This is a genomic window from Cellulomonas sp. KU4C (assembly GCF_056868065.1).
On sequence record NZ_CP200322.1, the window covers coordinates 1,044,137 to 1,064,907 of the forward strand.

The window sequence follows — 20,771 nt, forward strand, 5'->3', positions numbered from 1 at the left end:
GGGACCGTGAGCATCGCGCTGCGCTACGCCGCCCGGTCCGACGTCGGTCTGGTCCGGTCGAACAACCAGGACTCCGCCTACGCGGGCCCGCACCTGCTGGTCGTCGCCGACGGCATGGGCGGGCACGCCGGCGGCGACGTGGCGTCGTCCGTCGCGATCGCCGCGCTCGCGCCCCTGGACGGCGAGTCGCACGGCCCCGACGACGCGCTGGACGAGCTCGAGCGGGCCCTCGAGGAGGCGCGCGAGGAGATCATCACGCGCTCCGAGGTCGAGCCCGAGCTCGCCGGCATGGGCACGACCGTCACCGCGATCCTGCGCGCGGGCAACAAGCTCGCGATGGTGCACCTGGGCGACTCCCGCGGCTACCTGCTCCGCGACGGCGTCCTGACCCAGGTCACGACCGACCACACGTTCGTCCAGCACCTGGTGAACACCGGCAAGATCACGCCGGAGGAGGCCGAGCACCACCCGCAGCGCTCCGTCGTCATGCGGGTGCTCGGCGACTTCGACGCCGACATCGCCCCCGACCTGTCCGTCCGCGAGGCGCGCGCCGGCGACCGGTGGCTGCTGTGCTCCGACGGGCTGTCGGGCTTCGTGAGCGGCGAGACGATCGCCCGCACCCTGCACGAGATCACGGACGTGGACACCTGCGCCGACCGGCTGGTCCAGCTCGCGCTGCGGGCGGGTGGCGGCGACAACGTCACCGTCGTGGTCGCGGACGTCCTCGAGCTCGACCAGGTCCGCGACGGCGCCGGTCCCACGACCAACGCCGCCGTCGTCGGCTCCGCCGCGATCTCCCGGAACCGCCCGACGTCCGCGCAGGACGGCCCGGCGGCGCGCGCCGCGGAGCTGTCCCGCCAGGCCGCCGCGAGCACGCCGGGCGGCGGGGTGGCCGTCGTCGACGAGACCGCCGACGACGACGCGGACGAGCGGCGCACCCGTCGCCGCCGCCGCGTGCGGGCGCTCGTGCTCTGGCTGGTGGGCCTGGCGGTCCTCGCCGGGGCGGCGTTCGGGTTCTACCGCTGGACGCAGACCCAGTACTACGTGGGCGTCGACGGGGAGGCGGTCGCCGTCTACCGGGGCATCCCCCAGTCCGTGGGCCCGCTGAGCTTCTCCGAGGTCGTCGAGACGTCCGACGTGCTGGTCGAGGACCTGCCGCCGTTCGTGCGCGACCGCGTCGAGCAGACCATCCACTCCGCGTCGCTCGCGGACGCACGGGACCGGATCGACACGCTCGCCGACGACGTCGCGCAGGCCCAGCAGGACGCCGCCGCCGAGCAGGCCGCCCAGGAGCAGGCCGCGCTCGACGCCGCCGCCGCCGAGGCCGCAGCCGCGGCCGCTGCGACCACGCCCCCCGTCGAGCAGCCGGCGGCGCCCTGATGGCGACGGTCGAGGCGCACCGCGTGCGCGCCGGTCGTGGCACGGAGCTCGGGCTGATCGTCGTGGCCCTGGCCATCGCGATCTCCGCGTACGCGCTGGTCGGGCTCGGCGCGACCGACGCGCTGCCCGCCGACGTGCTGGGCTACGGCGCGGGGATGGCCGGCCTGGCGCTGGTCGTGCACCTGGTGCTGCGCTGGCGCGCGCCCTACGCCGACCCGGTGATCCTGCCGGTCGTGATCGCGCTGAACGGCATCGGCCTCGCGATGATCTACCGCATCGACCTCGCCCGCGAGGCCCGCGGCGGCACGGAGATGTTCGCCGGCCGGCAGCTCGCGTGGTCGGCGATCTCGGTGCTGCTCGCCTGCGGGGTGCTGATCGTCCTGCGCGACCACCGGACGCTGCGCCGGTACACGTACACGGCGATGGTCGCCGGCCTGGTGTTCATCCTGCTGCCCCTGATCCCGGGCCTCGGCGTGCAGATCAACGGCGCGCGCATCTGGGTCCGCGCGCTCGGGTTCTCGCTCCAGCCCGCCGAGCTCGCCAAGATCGCGCTCGCCGTGTTCTTCGCCGGCTACCTGGTCACGCACCGCGACACGCTCGCGCTCGCCGGCCCGAAGGTCCTCGGCCTCCAGCTCCCGCGCCTGCGCGACCTCGGGCCGATCGCCGTGGTCTGGGCCGCGTCGATCGCCGTCCTGGTGTTCCAGAGCGACCTCGGTACCTCGCTGCTGCTGTTCGGCCTGTTCGTCGCGATGCTCTACGTCGCGACCGAGCGGCTGTCCTGGATCATCATCGGGCTGGTCATGTTCGCGGGTGGCGTCGTCGCCGCGACCACCGCGTTCGGGCACGTCGCCGCCCGGTTCCACATCTGGCTGCACGCGCTCGACCAGGACGTCTTCGACCGCGCGCCCGGCGGATCCGGCCAGCTGGTCCGCGGCCTGTTCGGCCTGGCCAGCGGCGGGCTGTTCGGCACCGGCTGGGGCCAGGGCCGCCCGGACCTCGTGCCGTTCGCCGAGTCGGACTTCATCATCGCGTCGCTCGGCGAGGAGCTCGGCCTCACCGGCCTCATGGCGATCCTCGTGATGTACCTGGTGCTCTGCCAGCGCGGCCTGCGCACCGCGATCGGCGTCCGCGACGGGTTCGGCAAGCTGCTCGCCGCCGGCCTGGCGTTCGTCATCGCGTTCCAGTGCTTCGTCGTCGTCGGCGGCATCACCCGGATCATCCCCCTGACCGGACTCACCACGCCGTTCCTCGCGTACGGCGGGTCCTCCCTGCTCGCGAACTGGATCGTGGCCGCCCTGCTCCTGCGCATCTCCGACGACGCCCGCCGCCCCGCACCCGAGGTCACCGGCATGCTGCTGCAGACCCCGGCCGGCGGCATCCCGCTCGACGACGAGGCCCGCAACCCGGTCGCCGTCGCCGGCCCCGGTGACGACCAGCCGACCGAGCAGCTGCGCCGCACGACCGGGGGTGGTCCCGCGTGAACACCGCCCTGCGCCGCCTCGCGTCGGTCGTCGTCGTCATGTTCCTGGTGCTGCTCGGCGGCACCACCTGGGTGCAGTTCGGCCAGGCGTCCGCGCTGAACAACGACTCCCGCAACGTCCGCACCCTCTACCGGGAGTACGGCAAGCCGCGCGGGCCGATCATCGTCGCCGGGCAGCCGGTCGCGCAGTCGACCGCCGTCGACGACCCGTTCGGGTACCAGCGGTCGTACACCCAGCCCGAGCTGTACTCCTCGGTCACCGGCTTCTACTCCGTGGTCCACGGCGGCACGCAGCTCGAGCGGTCGATGAACGACGTCCTCACCGGCCAGGCCGACTCCCTGTTCTGGAGCCGGATCCAGGACCTCGTCACCGGCGCGCAGCCGCGGGGGTCCTCGATCGAGCTGACCATCGACCCGGCGGCCCAGCAGGCCGCTGTCGACGCGCTCGGCGGGCAGCAGGGCGCGGTCGTCGCGATCGAGCCGGCCACGGGGAAGATCCTCGCGATGGTGTCGACCCCCGGGTTCGACCCCAACCTCATGGCCACGCACGACACCACGGCCGCGAACGCCGCGTACCAGCAGCTCCTGGCCGCCGAGGGCAACCCGCTGAGCAACAAGGCGATCCGCGAGAACTACCCCCCGGGGTCGACGTTCAAGCTGGTCACCGCCGCGGCCGCCCTCGAGTCCGGGGCCTACACGCCGGACTCCGTGCTCGCCGCGCCGACCGTGCTGACCCTGCCCGGCACCCGCACCGACCTGCCGAACTTCGGCGGATCCTCCTGCGGCGCCAACGACCAGGCCACCCTCGCCGAGTCCCTGCGGATCTCCTGCAACACCGCGTTCGCGCAGCTCGGCGCCGACCTCGGCGACGACGCCATCCGTCAGCAGGCCGAGCGGTTCGGCTTCGACTCCGCCGACCTCACGGTGCCGATGGGCGTCGCCGCGTCGACCTACCCGGCCGACCTGAACGCCGCGCAGACCGCGCTGTCGGCGATCGGCCAGGACTCCGTGCGCGCGACCCCGACGCAGATGGCGATGGTCGCCGCGGCGATCGCCAACGGCGGCTCGCTGATGACCCCGTACCTCGTGCAGACCGTCCGCACCGCCGACCTCGACGTCGTCAGCGAGGCAGAGCCGTCCGAGCTGTCCGAGGCCGTCTCCCCGACCACCGCGCAGCAGCTCACGGACATGATGGTCGGCGTCGTGGAGTCCGGCTCCGGCACCGCCGCGCAGATCTCCGGCGTGACCGTCGCCGGCAAGACCGGCACCGCCCAGACCGGCGTCGACGGCGAGGCCCCGCACGCCTGGTTCACCGGGTTCGCGCCCGCCGAGAACCCGCAGGTCGCCGTCGCGGTGATCGTCGAGCACGGCGGGTCCGTCGGGTCCGAGGCCACCGGCGGCAAGGTCGCCGCGCCCGTCGCCCGCGCCGTCATGCAGGCGGTGATCGGGCAGTGAGGGCCGCACCCCAGGTCGTGCTCGGCGGCCGCTACCGGCTGACCCGCCAGATCGCCGTCGGCGGCATGGGCGAGGTCTGGGCCGCGCACGACGAGTCCCTGCAGCGCGACATCGCCATCAAGGTGCTGCGCGAGGAGTTCGCCGGTGACGTCGGGTTCCTCGAGCGGTTCCGCACCGAGGCCCGGAACGCCGGCAGCCTGTCGCACCCCGGCATCGCCGCGCTGTTCGACTACGGCGAGCAGGACGGCTCCGCGTTCCTCGCGATGGAGCTCGTCGTCGGCGAGCCCATGAGCGACCTGCTGGAGCGCGAGCCCGTGCTGCCGCCGCGCCGGCTGCTGCCGATCCTCGCGCAGACCGCCCGGGCCCTGCACGCCGCGCACCTGGCCGGCGTCGTGCACCGCGACGTCAAGCCCGGCAACATCCTCATCACACCGACCGGCAAGGTGAAGATCACCGACTTCGGTGTCTCCCTGTCGAGCAACCAGGTGCCGATGACCGCGACCGGCATGGTGATGGGCACCGCGCAGTACCTGTCCCCCGAGCAGGCCGTCGGCGGACCCGCCACCGCCGCGTCGGACATGTACGCGCTCGGCATCGTCGCGTACGAGGCGCTCGTCGGGCACCGGCCGTTCACCGGGCCCACGGCCGTCGACATCGCCGTGGCGCACGTCAACACGCCGGTCCCGCCGCTGCCGTCCTCGGTCGACCGGCCGATCGCGCAGCTCGTGATGCGCCTGCTGTCGAAGGACCCGAGCGAGCGGCCCGGCGACGCCGAGGAGCTGGCGCGGATGTTCGACGCCCTCGTGCCGCACACCCCCGCGGGCGGGAACGCGCCCGTGTCGATCGTGCCCGGTCGGTCCGCGTCCCGTGGTGCTCCGGCGCCCGCGTCGCCCCGGCGCGGCGCCCCGACCGGCGGGCGACCGAGCGAGGCCGGCGCGCAACGCGTCCGCGGTTCCGCGGCACCGCCGTCCCGCGCGCACGACGCCGCCCCGCCCTCGTTCGACCCGCGCACGGGCCGCCCGACCGGTGCGGCCGGGGTCCCCGCCCCGACCTACCGCACCCCCGGCGCGCACAGCCACCCGACGACCCGCGCGCACGCCCGGGTCCAGCCCGGCGCCGGGCAGGGCCGCTTCCACGTGCGCTGGCCGCTGCTCGTGCTGGCCGTCCTCGTGGTCGCCCTCCTCGGCGCGGCCCTCGCGGACCGCCTCACGGGCGCCACCGGCCTCGACGGACCCCTCGGCGACCCGGGATACGCCCGCGCCGAGCCCGCAGGTGGGATGATCTCTCCGCACGTGCCCGGCGCAACCGCACCGGACGCGCGAACGACGACAGCGAAGGACGCCTAGTGGTGGACGACGGATCCCGGATCCTCGCCGGACGGTACGAGGTCGGTGAGCTCATCGGCCGCGGCGGCATGGCCGAGGTGCACATCGGGCACGACACGCGCCTCGGGCGCACCGTCGCGATCAAGATCCTGCGCTCCGACCTCGCCCGGGACCCCTCGTTCCAGGCCCGGTTCCGACGCGAGGCCCAGGCCGCGGCCGCCCTCAACCACCCGGCGATCGTCGCGGTCTACGACACCGGCGAGGACGTCTACACCGAGCCCACCGGCGCTGTCGCGCACGTGCCGTTCATCGTCATGGAGTACGTCGAGGGCCACACGGTCCGCGACATCCTGCGCGACGGCCAGGCCGTGCCGATCGAGGAGGCCGTCGAGATCACGGCGGGCGTGCTGTCCGCCCTCGAGTACTCGCACCACGCGGGCATCGTGCACCGCGACATCAAGCCCGCGAACGTCATGCTCACGCCGACCGGCGCGGTCAAGGTGATGGACTTCGGCATCGCCCGCGCCATCGCCGACTCCGCCGCGACCATGACCCAGACGCAGGCCGTCATCGGCACCGCCCAGTACCTGTCCCCCGAGCAGGCCCGCGGCGAGACCGTGGACACCCGCTCCGACCTGTACTCCGCGGGCTGCCTGTTCTTCGAGCTCCTGACCGGCCGGCCCCCGTTCATCGGCGACTCCCCCGTCGCCGTGGCCTACCAGCACGTCCGCGAGATGGCGCCCGCGCCGTCGTCCGTCGCGTCCGACGTGCCCGAGGTCCTGGACCGCATCACCGCGAAGGCCCTCGCCAAGGAGCGCGACGCCCGGTACTCGACTGCGGCGGAGTTCCGTGCCGACCTCGAGGCGGCGATGCGGGGCGGTCACGTCAACGCGCCCGCCGTCGCTGCCGTCTCGACCGGCCCCGCCACCCAGGTGCTCGGTGCCGAGGGGGCGGCCACCCAGGTCATGCCCGGCGCCGCGCCCGCGTGGGCGCCCACCGGCCCCGGCACCTCCGTGCTGCCCGCCCAGACGACCCCCGAGGACGAGCCCGAGGAGAAGTCCCGCCGCTGGCTCTGGATCACCCTCGCGATCGTCGCCGTGCTCGCCGTCGGCGGCATCGTCGCCCTGCTCATGCAGGACCGCACGCCGCCGGTCGAGACGACGGCCGTGCCGAACGTCGTGGGCCAGGTCGAGGCCGATGCCGCGGCCGCGCTCACGGCCGACGGGTTCGAACCCGCGCGCCAGGCCGAGGCCAGCACGGACGTGCCCGAGGGCACCGTGATCCGCACCGACCCGGCCGCCGGTGAGCAGGCGGAGGACGGCTCCCGGGTCACGATGTGGGTCTCCACCGGCCCGACCTCCGTCGAGGTCCCCGACATCAGCGGGCTCACCCAGGACCAGGCCCGCGGGCAGATCGAGGAGCTCGGCCTCACCGTCGGCGAGGTCCAGCAGGAGAACCTGCCCGACCAGCCGGCCGGCCGCGCGCTGCGCACCGACCCCGCGGCGGGCCAGTCCGTCGCCGACGGCTCGTCCGTCGTCCTCTACATCTCGTCGGGCAACGTCGAGCTGGGCGACCTCCGCGGTCAGGCCCAGGACGCTGCGGTCGCCGAGCTCAACCGGCTCAACCTCGGGTCGACGATCGTCCAGCAGGAGACCGCCGAGGCCGCCCCCGGCACCGTGATCGACCAGGACCGCAGCGGTCTGCTGCAGCAGCGCACCTCCGTGACGCTCACCGTCGCCGCGGCCCCGACCACGGTCGTCATCCCGAACGACATCGTCGGGAAGTCCGAGGCCGACGCCACGGCGCAGCTCACCGCCCTGGGGCTGACGGTCGACTCGGTGGCCTCGGACGGCGCGTCCAGCCAGCCCGTCGGCACCGTCATCTCGTCCGACCCGGCCCCGGGCCGCACCGTCGACATCGGCAGCTCGGTGACGCTGATCCTGTCGCCGGGCAACACCGGCAACAACGGCAACGGCAACGGCAACGGGGGCGGCAGCACCGGCGGCACCGGCACCAACGGCTGACCCCGCCTGCCGACCCGCAGTCGCCGACCCGCAGTCGCCGAGGTAGGACCGCCGCGTCGAGTCAGGACCTCCCGAGGCCCTGTGTCGGCGCGGCGGACCTGTCTCGGCGCGGGGTGACGCGGAGCGCGGCGCCGATGCGGGCGGTCGTCGCGGCGGGGGCCGACAGGTCGCGCCAGTCCACGCGCAGGACCCGCCAACCCGCCTCCTCGATCACGTCCTGGCGCCGCTTCTCCGCGAGCACCGCCGAGGCAGCGCCGACCGCCGTCGCCCCGTACTTCCCGGCACCGTCGAACTCCACGGCCAGCCGGTGCGAGCGCCACCCCAGATCGACCCACCGCCAGCCGACCCGCGTCCGGATCGGCACCTGCAGGTCGGGTGCCGGCAGTCCCGCGCCGAGCACCACGTAGCGCAGCAGCGACTCGCCGACGGACTCGGCGCGGCCGTCGCCGAGCGCCAGCAGCTCGCGCACCCGCCTGATCCCCCGGACGCCGGGCGACGCGGACACGATCGCGTCGATCAGCTCCAGGTCGGCCCCGATCCTCAGGGCCGAGTCGAGCAGGACGATCCCCTGCTCGCGCGGGAAGCTCCGCGACACCGTCGACCACGGCGCACTCGAGCGTGCTCACCGGCAGCCCGCCGACCCGCTCCACGTGCGCGAGGCGCACCGGCGAGGCCGTCCACCGCGGCCGGACGCCGGCGACCGTGCCGCGCACGTGCGGGACGACGCGTGCGGTCACGTCGACGGCCCGGGGCAGCCGGACCAGGGCGCACCCGTGCAGCAGCGCCGCCGTGCCGTGGCTGAACCAGTGCTCACCCGTGCGGGTGCGGTGCGCGGCAGCGACCCGGGCCAGGAACAGGTGCCGCTCCCGCTCCCAGGGCGGACCGTCCGGCGGCCGCGGCGCGTACCAGCCGCGCAGCACGCGGACGAGCTCGCCCGATCGGTGCCGTGCTCGCAGCACGTCGGGCGGCAGCGAGGCCGCGGAGAGCACCGGGGGCGCCGCGGGCCGCTCGACCACCGGCCGCGGACGCGCCGGGGGTTCCGCGCCCGGCGCCGGTCCGACCCGAGCAGTCGCGCGCGGCGCGGTCGAGGTGGTCGTGGTGGCGGCGGGAAGGCTGGTGAGCGGTGTCATCTCCCCACCATGTCGCAGCCCTCACGACACGCCGGGCCGTCGTCCCCAGCTCAGCCCTGCCGGGACGGCGGACCCGCACCGCGACCGGGGCCCGGGCGTCGGCCCGGGCGTCGGTCGGGCGTCGGCCGCACCCGCGGACCGGACGCCGAGACAGGTCCTCCGCGTCGAGACAGGGCGTCGGGAGGTCCTGTCTCGGCGGGAAGGACCTAGCCTCGACGCAGGCGCTGGGCGCACAGAGGCCGGGCGCACAGAGGCCGGGCGCACGCTGGTCGGGCGCGCGGGGGTCGGCGTCAGGGGCGGACGAGGGGGTGCAGGCCCGCGGAGCGCTCCACCGCGTCCGTCAGGCCCGTCAGCGCCAGCCAGTTGGCGAACAGCCGGTGCCCGCCCTCGGTCAGCACCGACTCGGGGTGGAACTGGACCCCGTGCAGCGGCAGCTCGCGGTGCTGGAGCCCCATGATGATCCCGTTGGCCCGCGCGGTGACCACGAGGTCGTCGGACACCGTCCCGTCCACGACGGCGAGCGAGTGGTAGCGGGTGGCGGTGAACGGCGTGGGCAGGCCCGCGAGGACGCCCTGGCCGTCGTGGGTCACCTGGCTCGTCTTGCCGTGCATGAGCTCGGGCGCGTGCGTGACGGTGCCGCCGAACACCTCGCCGAGCGCCTGGTGGCCGAGGCACACGCCCAGCATCGGCGTGCCCGACGCGGCGCAGTCGCGGATCACCTGCATCGAGGCCCCCGCGCCGGCGGGCGTGCCGGGGCCGGGCGACACCAGCACCCCGTCGTACGCGGCGCGCTCGGCGGCGGACGGGACGGCGTCGTTGCGGACGACCTCGGTCTCGGCGCCGAGCTGGTCGAGGTACCCGACGATCGTGTAGACGAACGAGTCGTAGTTGTCGACGACGAGGATGCGGCTCACGGGTCTACTCCCCCACGGTGGTGTCGTTGAACGGCATGAACGGGGCGAGCCAGGGGAACACCCAGACGAAGCACGCGGCCAGCACGGCGGCGGCGAGCACGAGCAGGAGCAGCACCCGGACGACGGCGGGCCCGGGCAGGTGCCGCCACAGCCAGCCGTACATCAGGACGCCTCCAGGAAGCTCGGCGGGGACGCCCTCGGAGACGGGCGCCCAGTAGTCCAGCACACCGTGCACGATGAAGCGCTCCCGGGCGGAGAACATCGGGTGGCAGGTCGTGAGGGTGATGAACCGCTCGGTGGGTTCCGCGCCGGGCTCGCCGGGTACGGGTGCGATGACCTCGACCTGGTGGGGCAGCACCACCCGCGAGGACGTGACGCGGTAGACGTACCAGGTGTCCTCGGTCCAGACGACCACCGGGTCGCCCTCCTGGAGCTCCTCGATGCGGTTGAACGGCTTGCCGTAGGTGGTGCGGTGCGCGGCGAGCGCGAAGTTGCCGACGCCCCCGGGCATCGCCGTGCCCTCGTAGTGGCCGACGCCGAGCGGGTTGAGCACCCGGGGCCGGTCGGTGCCCTGCGTGATGGTCCGGGTCGGCTCGCCGTCCCACCGCGGCACGCGCATCGACGCGAACGTGGTGAGGTAGGGCGGCTCCTCCAGCACGGGCGGGTCGTCGTACCGGGGCGTGACGACCGCCGGCGCCGGCTCGGTCAGCGAGGCGAGGGGCGCGTCCCAGCCCTGCTCGCGGACGACCTCGGCCTGGGCACGGTCGGCCACGACGTCCGTCCACCACAGCTGCCAGGCGAGGAACGCGAGCAGCAGCACGCCGGCGGTGATGAGGAGCTCGCCCAGCACGCCGACGGCGCCGAGCAGCACGCCACCGCCCCGCCGGGGTGCACGCGTGCCCCGGTCACGTCCTCGCGGGGCGTCGACGGCCTGGCCGGTGCCGGTCATCCCCCGGTGCCCTGCCGCCGCGTCTGGGTGCTGGTGGCGGTGCTCTCCCCTGCGACGAGCCCGGGCAGGATCTCGGTCCCCTCGGGCACGCTGGCGTACCGCATGTCCACGGACCCGTCGTACGCGGGCACCTCGAGGTCCCCGGCCGGGCGGCCGACCTCCCAACCGAGTCCCACGGCGTCGACCCAGGACCGGTACGCGCGGACCGCGGGGTCGGCGTCGAGCGCCGCGAGCAGGTCGGCGGGGTCACCCACGGCCGTGACGACGTACGGCGGCGAGTACCGCCGGCCCTGGAGGGACAGCACGTTCCCGATGCACTGGAACGCGCTGGTGGAGATGACCCGCTGGTCCATCAGCGCCATCGCCTCGGCTCCCCCGGCCCAGAGCGCGTTGATGACGGCCTGCAGGTCCTGCTGGTGCACGACGAGGTCGTCCGGCCCGGTGCCGGCGGGCCGGGGGCCGTCCGCGGGCGCGTCGTCGAGGCTGACGGTGATGCCGGTACCGGTGACGGCGAGCTTGCCGGAGGCGATGTCGAACGCCTGACCCGCCGACTGCCACTCCAGGCCCGCGTCCGTCTGCTGCTGGGTGAGGTCGTCGACGCGGGCGCGCAGGTCCGCGACCTGGTCCGCGAGCCGCTCCCGCCGGGCGTCCTCGTTGGCCTGGAGGCCCGCGAGGTCCTGCGGCTGGCGGGCGTCGGTGCCGCGGGCGAGGCGGGCGTTGGCGGTGAACAGGGCGCCCGACAGGGCCATGACGAGGCCGATCGACACGGTCCCCCGCAGGGCGCGCCCGCGGCGCTGCCGGGCCAGCCGGTGGGCGGCCCGGGCGCGCGCGTCGTCGAGGCGCGCCGACGGTGCAGCTGCCTCGGGTCGGCCCGCCGCGTGGGCGCCGTGCACACGGCGCTCGGGGTGCTGGTCCGGCACGCTCGTCCCCCTCGCTCTCGCCACTACGCTAGGCCACGTCACGCGGCTCCGTGCGTTCGTCCACAGATGATGTCCCCGGCGCCGGACGAGGTCAGACGGACGAGGTCAGGAGCATCCCGTGCCCAAGTCGAGGACGCGGCAGAAGTCGCACTACACCGCACCCCAGGAGCGGCCGAAGGGACCGCAAGTGAGCCCGCCGTGGTTCGTCCCCGTCCTGGTGGGCCTGCTGGTGCTGGGCCTGGTGTGGATCGTCGTCACGTACCTGTCGAACTTCGACTACCCCGTCCCGGGCATCGGCGCCTGGAACCTGGGTATCGGCTTCGCGTTCGCCCTGGTGGGCATGGGGATGGCGACCCGCTGGAAGTGACCGGGTCGGCCCTGCCCCCGCCGTCGCGGCGGGCGGGGTCGTCCTCGGGGCTCCAGGTCGACACAGGTTCGTCCCCAGGTCGGGCCCGGTTGTCAACAGGCGCCCGTCCAGCGTGACCGCGTCGCACGGGGCCGCTGTCCCCAGGGGTGCACAACCCTGTGGATAACTACACCGGTGTAATTCCACAGCTGTGAGCAACGCTGGGGACGCCGCTCAGACCAGCGCGTACTTGAGCGCGGACGCCGCCACCAGCAGGACGCCGACCGCGACGCACGACCCCACCGCGACCGGCAGGCGCCGCTCCCGCGGGGCGTACGCGAACGCCGCACCGAGCCCCGCACCCACGAGCAGGCCGCCGAGGTGGGCCTGCCACGCGACGCCGGGCAGCACGAAGCCGAGCACGGCGTTGACGACGAGGACGCCGACGATGCCGCCCGCGCTGCGCCCGACACGCCGCAGCACCACGAGCACCGCACCGAACAGGCCGAACACCGCACCGGACGCGCCGACGAGGATCGTGTACCAGGACAGGGCGTCGGGGCTCGCGAGCAGCAGGTACATCACCGAGCCGCCGACGGCGCTCAGCAGGTACAGCGCGAGGTAGCGCCACCGCCCGAGCGAGTGCTCGAGGAACGGCCCGACGGACCACAGCGCGATCATGTTGAACGCGATGTGCAGGATCTGGTTCGGCGAGTGCAGGAACGCCGACGTGAGGAACCGCCAGGGCTGCGCCTCCCCCACCACCGGCACGAACGCGAGGTCGGTGGTCCACGTCGGGCTGATCCGCTGCAGCCCGAAGCTCACGACGCACAGCACGATGAGCGTGATCGTCACGACGGGCCGGCCGCCGGTGACCCGGCCGCCGAACGCCGTGCGCGCGGGGCGCTGGTTCCGCTGCGCGTCCCGCACGCAGTCGACGCACTGGATGCCCACCGCAGCCGGCCGCTGGCACTCGGGGCAGGTCGGCCTGCCGCACCGCTGGCACCGCACGTAGGCGATGCGGTCGGGGTGCCGCGGGCAGACCGGCGGGGCCTCGGGGCCGGGGACCGGCTGCGGGTGGGTCATCGAGGTGTCAGGACTCGAACGACACCGACTCGATCACCACGTCCTCGACCGGGCGGTCGCCCGGGCGGACCGGCGTGGTGGCGATGGCGTCCACGACGGCGCGGCTCTCGTCGTCCAGGACCTTGCCGAAGATGGTGTGCTTGCCGTTCAGGTGCGGGGTCGCCGTCACGGTGATGAAGAACTGCGAGCCGTTGGTGCCGCCGACCTGGCCGGTGACCGGGTCGCGACGCAGGCCGGCGTTCGCCATCGCGAGCAGGTACGGCTCGGAGAACCGCAGCTCGGGGTGGATCTCGTCGTCGAAGTTGTAGCCCGGGCCGCCGGTGCCGCGACCGAGGGGGTCGCCGCCCTGGATCATGAAGCCGTCGATGACGCGGTGGAAGATCACGCCGTCGTACAGGGGGGAGGTGCGCTTCTCGCCCGTCGCCGGGTCGGTCCACTCCTTCTCGCCGGTGGCGAGGCCGCGGAAGTTCTCGACGGTGGTCGGGGCGTGGTTCTCGAAGAGCTCGAGCCGGATGTCGCCACGGTTGGTGTGCAGGGTCGCCTTCATGGTCGTCATCCTGTCACGGCCCCCGGGGGGCCCGCCTGTGACGGGACGGGGTGGATCCTGCGCTCTGAGCGGACGTGCGTGCCGTTCTCACCTGCTGCCACCTGCGCGGGAGGCCGGACGGTGGCAGAGTGGGAGGCCACCGGACCAGCTGTGAGCAGGAGTGTGTGGACATGGCCTTCCTGACCCGACGGAGCAAGCTCGAGACCGTCACCGACCACCTGACCGCCGAACGCCTCAAGGGCAGGGCCGCCGACGTCGGCGCCGTCCTCGCGGACGCGGGCGGCAAGGCGGGTGACGGGGCCGGCAAGCTGGCCGCCGCCGCCAAGGTGCAGGCCGCCGACGCGGGCGTCGCGGCGAAGAGCGCCGCCGAGCACGCCGTCGAGTGGACCCAGCCCCGCGTCGAGGCGGCGATCGAGTGGCTGATCCCGCGGATCGACCACCTGTACAAGGAGAGCGTCAAGGCCGCCGCGCCCCGCGTGGAGAAGGCCGCCACCAAGGCGACCCCGGTGATCGACACGGCGCACGACAAGCTCGTCGAGGACCTGCTGCCCAAGCTGGTCCAGGCGGTCAACGACGCGGCGTCGCGCGCCGGTGCTGCCGTCGAGGACGTGGCCGACAAGGCTGCTGCCAAGGGCGGCGCGGTCGCCGCCGCGACCGCAGCCGCCGCGAAGGCCGCCACGAAGGAGAAGAAGTCCCACACGGGCGCCAAGCGCTTCTTCCTCGTCGCGACCGTGGTGGGTGCCGGTGCCGCGGTGTTCGCGTGGACCCGGTCCCGGACCACCACCGACCCCTGGGCCGAGCCGTGGGAGCCCGAGGCCCCGACCGCCGAGCAGCTCCGCGCCCGCGCGGGTGACGCCGCGCAGGCCGTCGGCCAGGCGGCGGGCGAGGCCGTGGCCCGCGGCCGCGAGGCGACGCACAAGGCCGCCGAGCGGGTCGCGGAGGTCCGCGAGGACGTCGAGGAGCGGGTCGCCGACGCCACCGAGAAGCTTCTCCGAGGCGACCGAGAAGGTCACCGACGCCGCGAAGAAGGCCGCGCCCCGTCGCGCGGCCCCGAAGAAGCCCGAGACCCCGGCGACGGGCGAGGGCACCGCGGTCTGACGACCGCCTCACGTCACGAGGGCCCGGCACCGCGAGGTGCCGGGCCCTCGTGCTGTCCCGGTCCCTGAGCGCTCGCCGCGGTACGGCGGACACCCCGTGGACGACAAAGGACCCGGCACCCTCGTGGGTGCCGGGTCCTCCGGGCCGTGCTGGTGGAGCCAAGGGGACTCGAACCCCTAACCCCCTGCTTGCAAAGCAGGTGCGCTACCAATTGCGCCATGGCCCCGTCGGTGCCGCGGTGAGCACCCGGATCGGGCCACGTGCGGCGGGGGAGCGTCCTACTCGACGGTGTCGGTGACCTCGGCCCACAGGTCGCGGTCGTCGCGCTCCGCGGCGTACCGCGTCCAGGCGACGTAACCGACGGCGGCGACCGCCGCGAGGAGCAGGAGCTTCTTCATCAGTCCCCCAGGGAACTCGGGAGTGGGCCTAAGAGGACTTGAACCTCTGACCTCTTCCTTATCAGGGAAGCGCTCTAACCGTCTGAGCTATAGGCCCTCCGCACGCGCTGGGCGTGCCGGACGAGACTACCCCAGCAGGGGCCGCCCGCCCAAACCGTGCGTCACTCGTCGGTCATAGTGACGTGCACGCCGCCGACCAGGGCGGCCGTGATGTTGTAGAGGAACGCCCCGATCGTGGCCAGCGCCGTGATGAGCAGCACGTCGACGACGGCCACCAGCACGGACACGGAGATCACCCGGTCGAACTCGACGTACTGCATGAGGTCGATGCTCGAGTCCGCGAGGATCTCGGTCACGAGGCCGTTCACCGTGGCGAACACCTGCAGCGAGTCGAGCGTCAGCCAGACCACGGACGTCGCGACGACGATCATGATGCCGATCGCCACGGACATGAGGAACGACAGCTTCATGACCGACCAGGGGTCGACCCGGGAGATCGCGAGCCGCACCCGGCGCGGGCCGGACCCGCTGCTCAGCGACGAGCTCGCGGTCGACGACGTCGCAGCGGGCTTCGCGGGAGCCTGCTGCGCAGCGGGCGGCTTGCCCTCGGACGCCGTGCCCGAGGTGGACCCGGTCCGGGGCGCGGTGCTGGTCGCGGCGGCGCCGGCCGGCTTGGCCGTGCCCGGCTTGGTCGCGGTCGACGAGCCCGTTCCGGGCTTCTCGCCGGCCTTCGGGGTCGTGGCGGTGCCGCGGGCGCTCGTGTCGGTGGCCGTGCGGCCGCCTGCGGGCTTGGCGGTGCCGGGCTTCTTGCCCTGACCCGACGACGTGCGGGGCGGGATGGACGGCGGCGTGTCGCTGCTCACGCATCCTCCTGGGAGGTCTCGTCAGCCGCCGGTGCGTCCGGGGCCGTGGTGGAGCTGGGGTCCTCGAGGGCCGTGGACGTCTCGTCCGGCTCGACCGACTCGCCCACGGTACCCGCCTCGTCGGCCAGGTGACGCTCGATGTTGCGGGCGACCGCGATGATCCGGTCCCCGTTGTCGGGCTTGGCGAAGATGACGCCCTGCGTGGTGCGGCCGGTGGCGTTCACCTCGGACGTCGCGGAGCGCACGATCTTGCCGCGCTCCATGATCACCAGCACCTCGTCCTCCGGGTCCGTGACCAGCGCGCCGACCAGGTCGCCGTTGGCCTCGGGGAGGTTGGCGACCTTGATGCCGAGGCCGCCGCGGCCCTGGACGCGGTAGTTCTCGACCGTGAGGGCGGTGCGCTTGGCGATGCCGCCCTGCGTGACGGTGAAGAGGAACGCCTCCTCGCGGACGACGTCCATCGCGAGCAGCTCGTCGTCGGCGCGGAACTTCATGCCGGTGACGCCGGAGGTCGCGCGGCCCATCGGGCGCAGGGCCTCGTCGGTCGCGGTGAACCGCAGCGACTGGCCCTTGCGGGACACCAGGATCAGGTCGTTCACGGAGTCGACGATCCGCGCGGACACGAGCTCGTCGGGGAGGCCGTTCTCGTCCTCGCGCAGGTTGATCGCGATGACGCCGCCGGACCGGTTCGAGTCGTACTCGGTGAGGCGGGTCTTCTTGACCAGGCCGCGGGCGGTGGCGAGCACCAGGTACTCGGCCTGGTCGTAGTCCCGCAGGTCGAGGACCTGGGCGATCTTCTCGCCCGGCTGGAACGCCAGCAGGTTCGCGACGTGCTGGCCCTTGGCGTCGCGGCCGCCCTCGGGCAGCTCGTAGGCCTTCGCGCGGTACACGCGGCCGAGGTTCGTGAAGAACAGCAGCCAGTGGTGCGTCGTCGTGACGAAGAAGTGGTCGACGATGTCGTCCTCGCGCAGCTGGGCGCCGCGGACGCCCTTCCCGCCGCGCCGCTGGGCCCGGTAGTTGTCGGACCGGGTGCGCTTCGCGTAGCCGCCGCGGGTGATGGTGACGACCATCTCCTCCTCGGCGATGAGGTCCTCGACGGACACCTCGCCGTCGAACGGCAGGATCGTGGTGCGGCGCTCGTCGCCGTACTTGTCGACGATCTCGTCCATCTCGTCGCGGACGATGCCGCGCTGCCGCTCGGGGGACTCGAGGATCGCGCGGTAGCCCTGGATCTCCTGCTCGAGCTTCGCGTAGTCGTCGAGGATCTTCTGGCGCTCGAGGGCCGCCAGCCGGCGCAGCTGGAGCGTGAGGATCGCGTTCGCCTGGACCTCGTCGATGTCCAGCATCGCCATCAGGCCGGTGCGGGCCTCGTCGGCGTCGGGGGAGCGGCGGATCAGCGCGATGACCTCGTCCAGCGCGTCCAGCGCCTTGAGGTAGCCGCGGTAGATGTGGATCTGCTCCTCGGCCTTGCGCAGCCGGAAGCTGGTGCGCCGGACGATGACCTCGAGCTGGTGGGTCGTCCAGTGCCGGATGAACGCGTCGAGGCTGAGCGTGCGCGGCACGCCGTCGACCAGCGCGAGCATGTTCGCGCCGAACGTGTCCTGCAGCTGCGTGTGCTTGTAGAGGTTGTTCAGCACGACCTTCGCGACGGCGTCGCGCTTGAGCACGACCACGAGGCGCTGGCCGGTGCGGCCCGACGTCTCGTCGCGGATGTCCGCGATGCCCTGCACGCGGTTCTCGCGGACCAGGTCGGCGATCTTCTTCGCGAGGGTGTCCGGGTTGACCTGGTACGGCAGCTCCGTGACGACGAGGCAGATCCGGCCCTGGATCTCCTCCACCTCCACGACCGCGCGCATCGTGATGGAGCCGCGACCGGTGCGGTACGCCTCCTCGATGCCCTTGTGGCCCAGGATCGTCGCGCCGGTGGGGAAGTCGGGGCCCTTGACCCGGGTCAGGAGGGCCGCGAGCAGCTCCTCCTTCGACGCCTCGGGGTTGTCGAGGTGCCAGCGGACGCCCTCGGCGACCTCGCGCAGGTTGTGCGGCGGGATGTTCGTCGCCATGCCGACCGCGATGCCCGCGGAGCCGTTGACCAGCAGGTTCGGGAACCGCGACGGCAGGATCGACGGCTCCTGGGTGCGGCCGTCGTAGTTGTCCTGGAAGTCGACGGTGTCCTCGTCGATGTCCCGGACCATCTCCATCGCGAGCGGCGCCATCTTGCACTCGGTGTACCGCGGGGCGGCCGCCGGGTCGTCGCCGGGGGAGCCGAAGTTCCCCTGGCCGGCGACCAGCGGGTACCGCAGCGACCAGTCCTGCACCAGGCGGACCAGGGCGTCGTAGATCGCCGTGTCGCCGTGCGGGTGGTACTTGCCCATGACGTCGCCGACGACGCGGCTGCACTTGGAGAACTGCCGGTCGGGGCGGTAGCCGCCGTCGTACATCGCGTACAGGACGCGGCGGTGCACCGGCTTGAGGCCGTCGCGGACGTCCGGGAGCGCGCGGCCCACGATGACGGCCATCGCGTAGTCCAGGTAGGACCGCTGCATCTCGAGCTGCAGGTCCACCTGGTCGATGCGGCCGTGCTCGATGTTGTCGCCGGTCAGCTCAGTCACAGGTCAGGTCCTTCGGTGGGACTGGACGCGGCGCGTGGCGCGCGCCGCGAGGTCGGGGAGTCGGGGGAGGTCAGATGTCCAGGAACCGCACGTCGCGCGCATTGCGCTGGATGAACGAGCGGCGGGACTCGACGTCCTCACCCATGAGCACCGAGAAGATCTCGTCGGCGGCCGCGGCCTCGTCCAGCGTGACCTGCAGCAGCGTGCGGTGCTCGGGGGACATGGTCGTCTCCCAGAGCTCCGAGTAGTCCATCTCGCCCAGACCCTTGTAGCGCTGGATCGAGTTCTCCTTGGGGATCCGCTTGCCCTTGGCCTGGCCGTCGGCCAGCACCGCGTCGCGCTCCCGGTCGGAGTACACGTAGTCGTGCGGGGAGTTCGACCACTTGATGCGGTAGAGCGGCGGCTGGGCCATGTAGACGTGGCCCTTGAGGATCAGCTCCGGCATGTACCGGTAGAGCAGCGTCAGCAGCAGGGTGCGGATGTGCTGGCCGTCGACGTCGGCGTCGGCCATGAGCACGATCTTGTGGTACCGGAAGCTTCGAGATGTCGAAGTCCTCGCCGATGCCCGTGCCGAACGCGGTGATGAGCGCCTGGACCTCGGCGTTGCCGAGCGCGCGGTCCAGCCGGGCGCGCTCGACGTTGAGGATCTTGCCGCGCAGCGGGAGGATCGCCTGCGTCTGCGGGTTCCGGCCGCGGACGGCCGAGCCGCCGGCCGAGTCGCCCTCGACGATGAAGATCTCGCACTCGGCGGGGTGGTTGGACTGGCAGTCCTTGAGCTTGCCGGGCATCGAGTTGGACTCGAGCAGGCCCTTGCGGCGGGTCGCCTCGCGGGCCTTGCGGGCCGCGAGCCGGGCCTGCGACGCCTGGATGGCCTTGCGGATGACGTCCTTGGCCTCGTTCGGGTGCGAGTCCAGCCAGTCGGCGAGCTGCTCGTTGACGACGCGCTGCACGAACGTCTTCGCCTCGGTGTTGCCGAGCTTGGTCTTGGTCTGGCCCTCGAACTGCGGCTCGCCGAGCTTGATCGACACGACGGCCGTCAGGCCCTCGCGGATGTCGTCGCCGGTGAGGTTGTCGTCCTTCTCCTTGAGGATGCCCTTGTCGCGGGCGTAGCGGTTGACCAGCGAGGTCATCGCCGCGCGGAAGCCCTCCTCGTGGGTGCCGCCCTCGGTGGTGGAGATGGTGTTCGCGTAGGTGTGCACCGACTCCGAGTAGGCGCTGGTCCACTGCATCGCGACCTCGAGCGACAGCCGGCGCTCGGTGTCCTCGGCCTCGAAGTCGATGACGTCGGGGTGCACGAGGTCGACCTTCTTGGCCGAGTTCAGGTGCTTGACGTAGTCGACCAGGCCGCCGTCGTACTTGTACGTGACCGACCGGAACGGCTGCGGGGTGGCGTCGGTGGCGTCCGTGCCCTCGCCCGCGACCTCGTCCTCGGTGTCCGCGTGCGCGGGGCGCTCGTCGGTCAGCGAGATCTGCAGGCCCTTGTTGAGGAACGCCATCTGCTGGAACCGGGACCGGAGGGTCTCGAAGTCGTACTCGACCGTCTCGAAGATGCTCGGGTCGGCCCAGAACGTCTGCGCCGTCCCGGTCTCGTCGGTCGCGTCGCCGCGGCGCAGCTCGCCGTTCGGCTTGCCGCCGTCGTGGAAGTCCTGCTCCCAGGTGTAGCCGTCGCGCTTGACGACGGTCTGGACCTTCGTCGACAGGGCGTTGACCACGGAGATGCCGACGCCGTGCAGGCCGCCGGACACCGCGTACCCGCCGCCACCGAACTTGCCGCCGGCGTGCAGGATCGTCATGACGACCTCGACCGTCGGCCGGCCCTCGGTCGGGTGGATCGCGACCGGGATGCCACGGCCGTTGTCGACCACGCGCACGCCGCCGTCGGCGAGCAGGGTGACCTCGATGTGGTCGCAGTAGCCGGCGAGGGCCTCGTCGACCGAGTTGTCGACGACCTCGTAGACGAGGTGGTGCAGGCCGCGCTCGCCGGTCGAGCCGATGTACATGCCGGGACGCTTGCGGACCGCCTCGAGACCCTCGAGGACCGTGATCTGGGAGGCGTCGTAGGCGGGAGTCCCGTTCACCGTCCCCCCGGGTGCGTCCTGCGCGGGAGTCGGTCCGGTGGAGGGGCTCTGGTCAGCCACGGGCGGAAGTGCTCCTCAGTTCTCACACGCGGCGGAGGCGCCCGTCCTCCCGCTGGGAGAGCAGATCACTCCACGACGACGGAGATCGTGCGTCCTGGACCGGCGCAGA

The 20,771-nt window shown here is 73.1% G+C and carries 16 protein-coding genes, 2 tRNA genes and 1 pseudogene; 7 read left to right on the plus strand and 12 right to left on the minus strand.

Translation table 11 applies throughout. The features are described from left to right. The first annotated feature begins 6 nt into the window (after nt 1-6). Genes AC1VL8_RS04970 through pknB form a run of 5 tightly spaced genes read left to right on the plus strand, consistent with a single transcriptional unit; the run spans nt 7 to nt 7,664 of the window. On the plus strand, nt 7-1,380 hold the full coding sequence (locus AC1VL8_RS04970) for a Stp1/IreP family PP2C-type Ser/Thr phosphatase (RefSeq protein WP_483074383.1): 1,374 nt from the start codon (nt 7-9) through the stop codon (nt 1,378-1,380). Further along, nucleotides 1,380-2,861 (plus strand): FtsW/RodA/SpoVE family cell cycle protein, encoded by a 1,482-nt coding sequence (locus AC1VL8_RS04975; protein ID WP_483074384.1) that lies wholly within the window; start codon nt 1,380-1,382, stop codon nt 2,859-2,861. The genes AC1VL8_RS04970 and AC1VL8_RS04975 overlap by 1 nt, the downstream gene beginning before the upstream one ends. Continuing rightward, nucleotides 2,858-4,315, plus strand: coding sequence for a peptidoglycan D,D-transpeptidase FtsI family protein (locus tag AC1VL8_RS04980; RefSeq protein WP_483074385.1), 1,458 nt, complete (start codon nt 2,858-2,860; stop codon nt 4,313-4,315). Before AC1VL8_RS04975 ends, AC1VL8_RS04980 begins: the two co-directional genes overlap by 4 nt. Next, a complete protein-coding gene (locus tag AC1VL8_RS04985; protein WP_483074386.1) occupies nt 4,312-5,661 on the plus strand; it encodes a serine/threonine-protein kinase in 1,350 nt (449 codons plus the stop codon). The genes AC1VL8_RS04980 and AC1VL8_RS04985 overlap by 4 nt, the downstream gene beginning before the upstream one ends. After that, on the plus strand, nt 5,661-7,664 hold the full coding sequence (pknB, locus tag AC1VL8_RS04990; protein ID WP_483074387.1) for a Stk1 family PASTA domain-containing Ser/Thr kinase: 2,004 nt from the start codon (nt 5,661-5,663) through the stop codon (nt 7,662-7,664). The genes AC1VL8_RS04985 and pknB overlap by 1 nt, the downstream gene beginning before the upstream one ends. A 61-nt stretch (nt 7,665-7,725) precedes the next feature. Here the strand turns inward: pknB and AC1VL8_RS04995 are convergent, their stop codons facing one another. From AC1VL8_RS04995 to AC1VL8_RS05010, 4 genes are all read right to left on the minus strand, one after another. Next, on the minus strand, nt 7,726-8,259 hold the full coding sequence (locus AC1VL8_RS04995) for a hypothetical protein (RefSeq protein ID WP_483074388.1): 534 nt from the start codon (nt 8,257-8,259) through the stop codon (nt 7,726-7,728). 825 nt (nt 8,260-9,084) lie between these two features. After that, the gene (locus tag AC1VL8_RS05000) at nt 9,085-9,708 is read right to left on the minus strand and encodes an aminodeoxychorismate/anthranilate synthase component II (protein ID WP_483074389.1); all 624 of its coding nucleotides are present in this window, start codon (nt 9,706-9,708) and stop codon (nt 9,085-9,087) included. A 4-nt stretch (nt 9,709-9,712) separates the two neighbouring features. Beyond that, entirely contained in the window at nt 9,713-10,657 is a 945-nt protein-coding gene (locus AC1VL8_RS05005) for a class E sortase (protein ID WP_483074390.1), read from the minus strand. Then, nucleotides 10,654-11,577, minus strand: a complete 924-nt coding sequence (locus AC1VL8_RS05010) for a DUF881 domain-containing protein (RefSeq protein ID WP_389234703.1) — start codon at nt 11,575-11,577, stop codon at nt 10,654-10,656. Before AC1VL8_RS05010 ends, AC1VL8_RS05005 begins: the two co-directional genes overlap by 4 nt. Before the next feature lie 118 nt (nt 11,578-11,695). Between AC1VL8_RS05010 and AC1VL8_RS05015 the strand changes: the two genes are divergently transcribed. Next, nucleotides 11,696-11,944, plus strand: coding sequence for a cell division protein CrgA (locus AC1VL8_RS05015; RefSeq protein ID WP_483074391.1), 249 nt, complete (start codon nt 11,696-11,698; stop codon nt 11,942-11,944). 213 nt (nt 11,945-12,157) lie between these two features. Here AC1VL8_RS05015 and AC1VL8_RS05020 read toward each other — a convergent pair whose 3' ends face one another. After that, the gene (locus AC1VL8_RS05020) at nt 12,158-12,853 is read right to left on the minus strand and encodes a rhomboid family intramembrane serine protease (protein ID WP_483074392.1); all 696 of its coding nucleotides are present in this window, start codon (nt 12,851-12,853) and stop codon (nt 12,158-12,160) included. 163 nt (nt 12,854-13,016) lie between these two features. Further along, nucleotides 13,017-13,556: a peptidylprolyl isomerase gene (locus AC1VL8_RS05025; RefSeq protein WP_389234711.1), complete on the minus strand. Its 540-nt coding sequence runs from the start codon at nt 13,554-13,556 to the stop codon at nt 13,017-13,019. 170 nt (nt 13,557-13,726) lie between these two features. Between AC1VL8_RS05025 and AC1VL8_RS05030 the strand changes: the two genes are divergently transcribed. Next, a complete protein-coding gene (locus AC1VL8_RS05030) occupies nt 13,727-14,722 on the plus strand; it encodes a hypothetical protein (RefSeq protein ID WP_483074393.1) in 996 nt (331 codons plus the stop codon). Nucleotides 14,723-14,804: 82 nt separating this feature from the next. Here the strand turns inward: AC1VL8_RS05030 and AC1VL8_RS05035 are convergent. From AC1VL8_RS05035 to gyrB, 6 genes and pseudogenes are all read right to left on the minus strand, one after another. Then, nucleotides 14,805-14,880: transfer RNA gene (locus tag AC1VL8_RS05035), tRNA-Ala, on the minus strand. Between the two features lie 52 nt (nt 14,881-14,932). Then, nucleotides 14,933-15,052: a DLW-39 family protein gene (locus tag AC1VL8_RS05040; protein WP_389234717.1), complete on the minus strand. Its 120-nt coding sequence runs from the start codon at nt 15,050-15,052 to the stop codon at nt 14,933-14,935. Between the two features lie 23 nt (nt 15,053-15,075). Further along, a tRNA-Ile gene (locus tag AC1VL8_RS05045) sits at nt 15,076-15,149 on the minus strand. Between the two features lie 64 nt (nt 15,150-15,213). After that, a complete protein-coding gene (locus AC1VL8_RS05050; protein ID WP_483074394.1) occupies nt 15,214-15,915 on the minus strand; it encodes a DUF3566 domain-containing protein in 702 nt (233 codons plus the stop codon). After that, a complete protein-coding gene (gene gyrA, locus AC1VL8_RS05055) occupies nt 15,912-18,524 on the minus strand; it encodes a DNA gyrase subunit A (RefSeq protein WP_483074395.1) in 2,613 nt (870 codons plus the stop codon). Before gyrA ends, AC1VL8_RS05050 begins: the two co-directional genes overlap by 4 nt. Nucleotides 18,525-18,594: 70 nt before the next feature. Next, nucleotides 18,595-20,602, minus strand: a pseudogene (gene gyrB, locus AC1VL8_RS05060) (DNA topoisomerase (ATP-hydrolyzing) subunit B). Between the last annotated feature and the right edge of the window lie 169 nt (nt 20,603-20,771).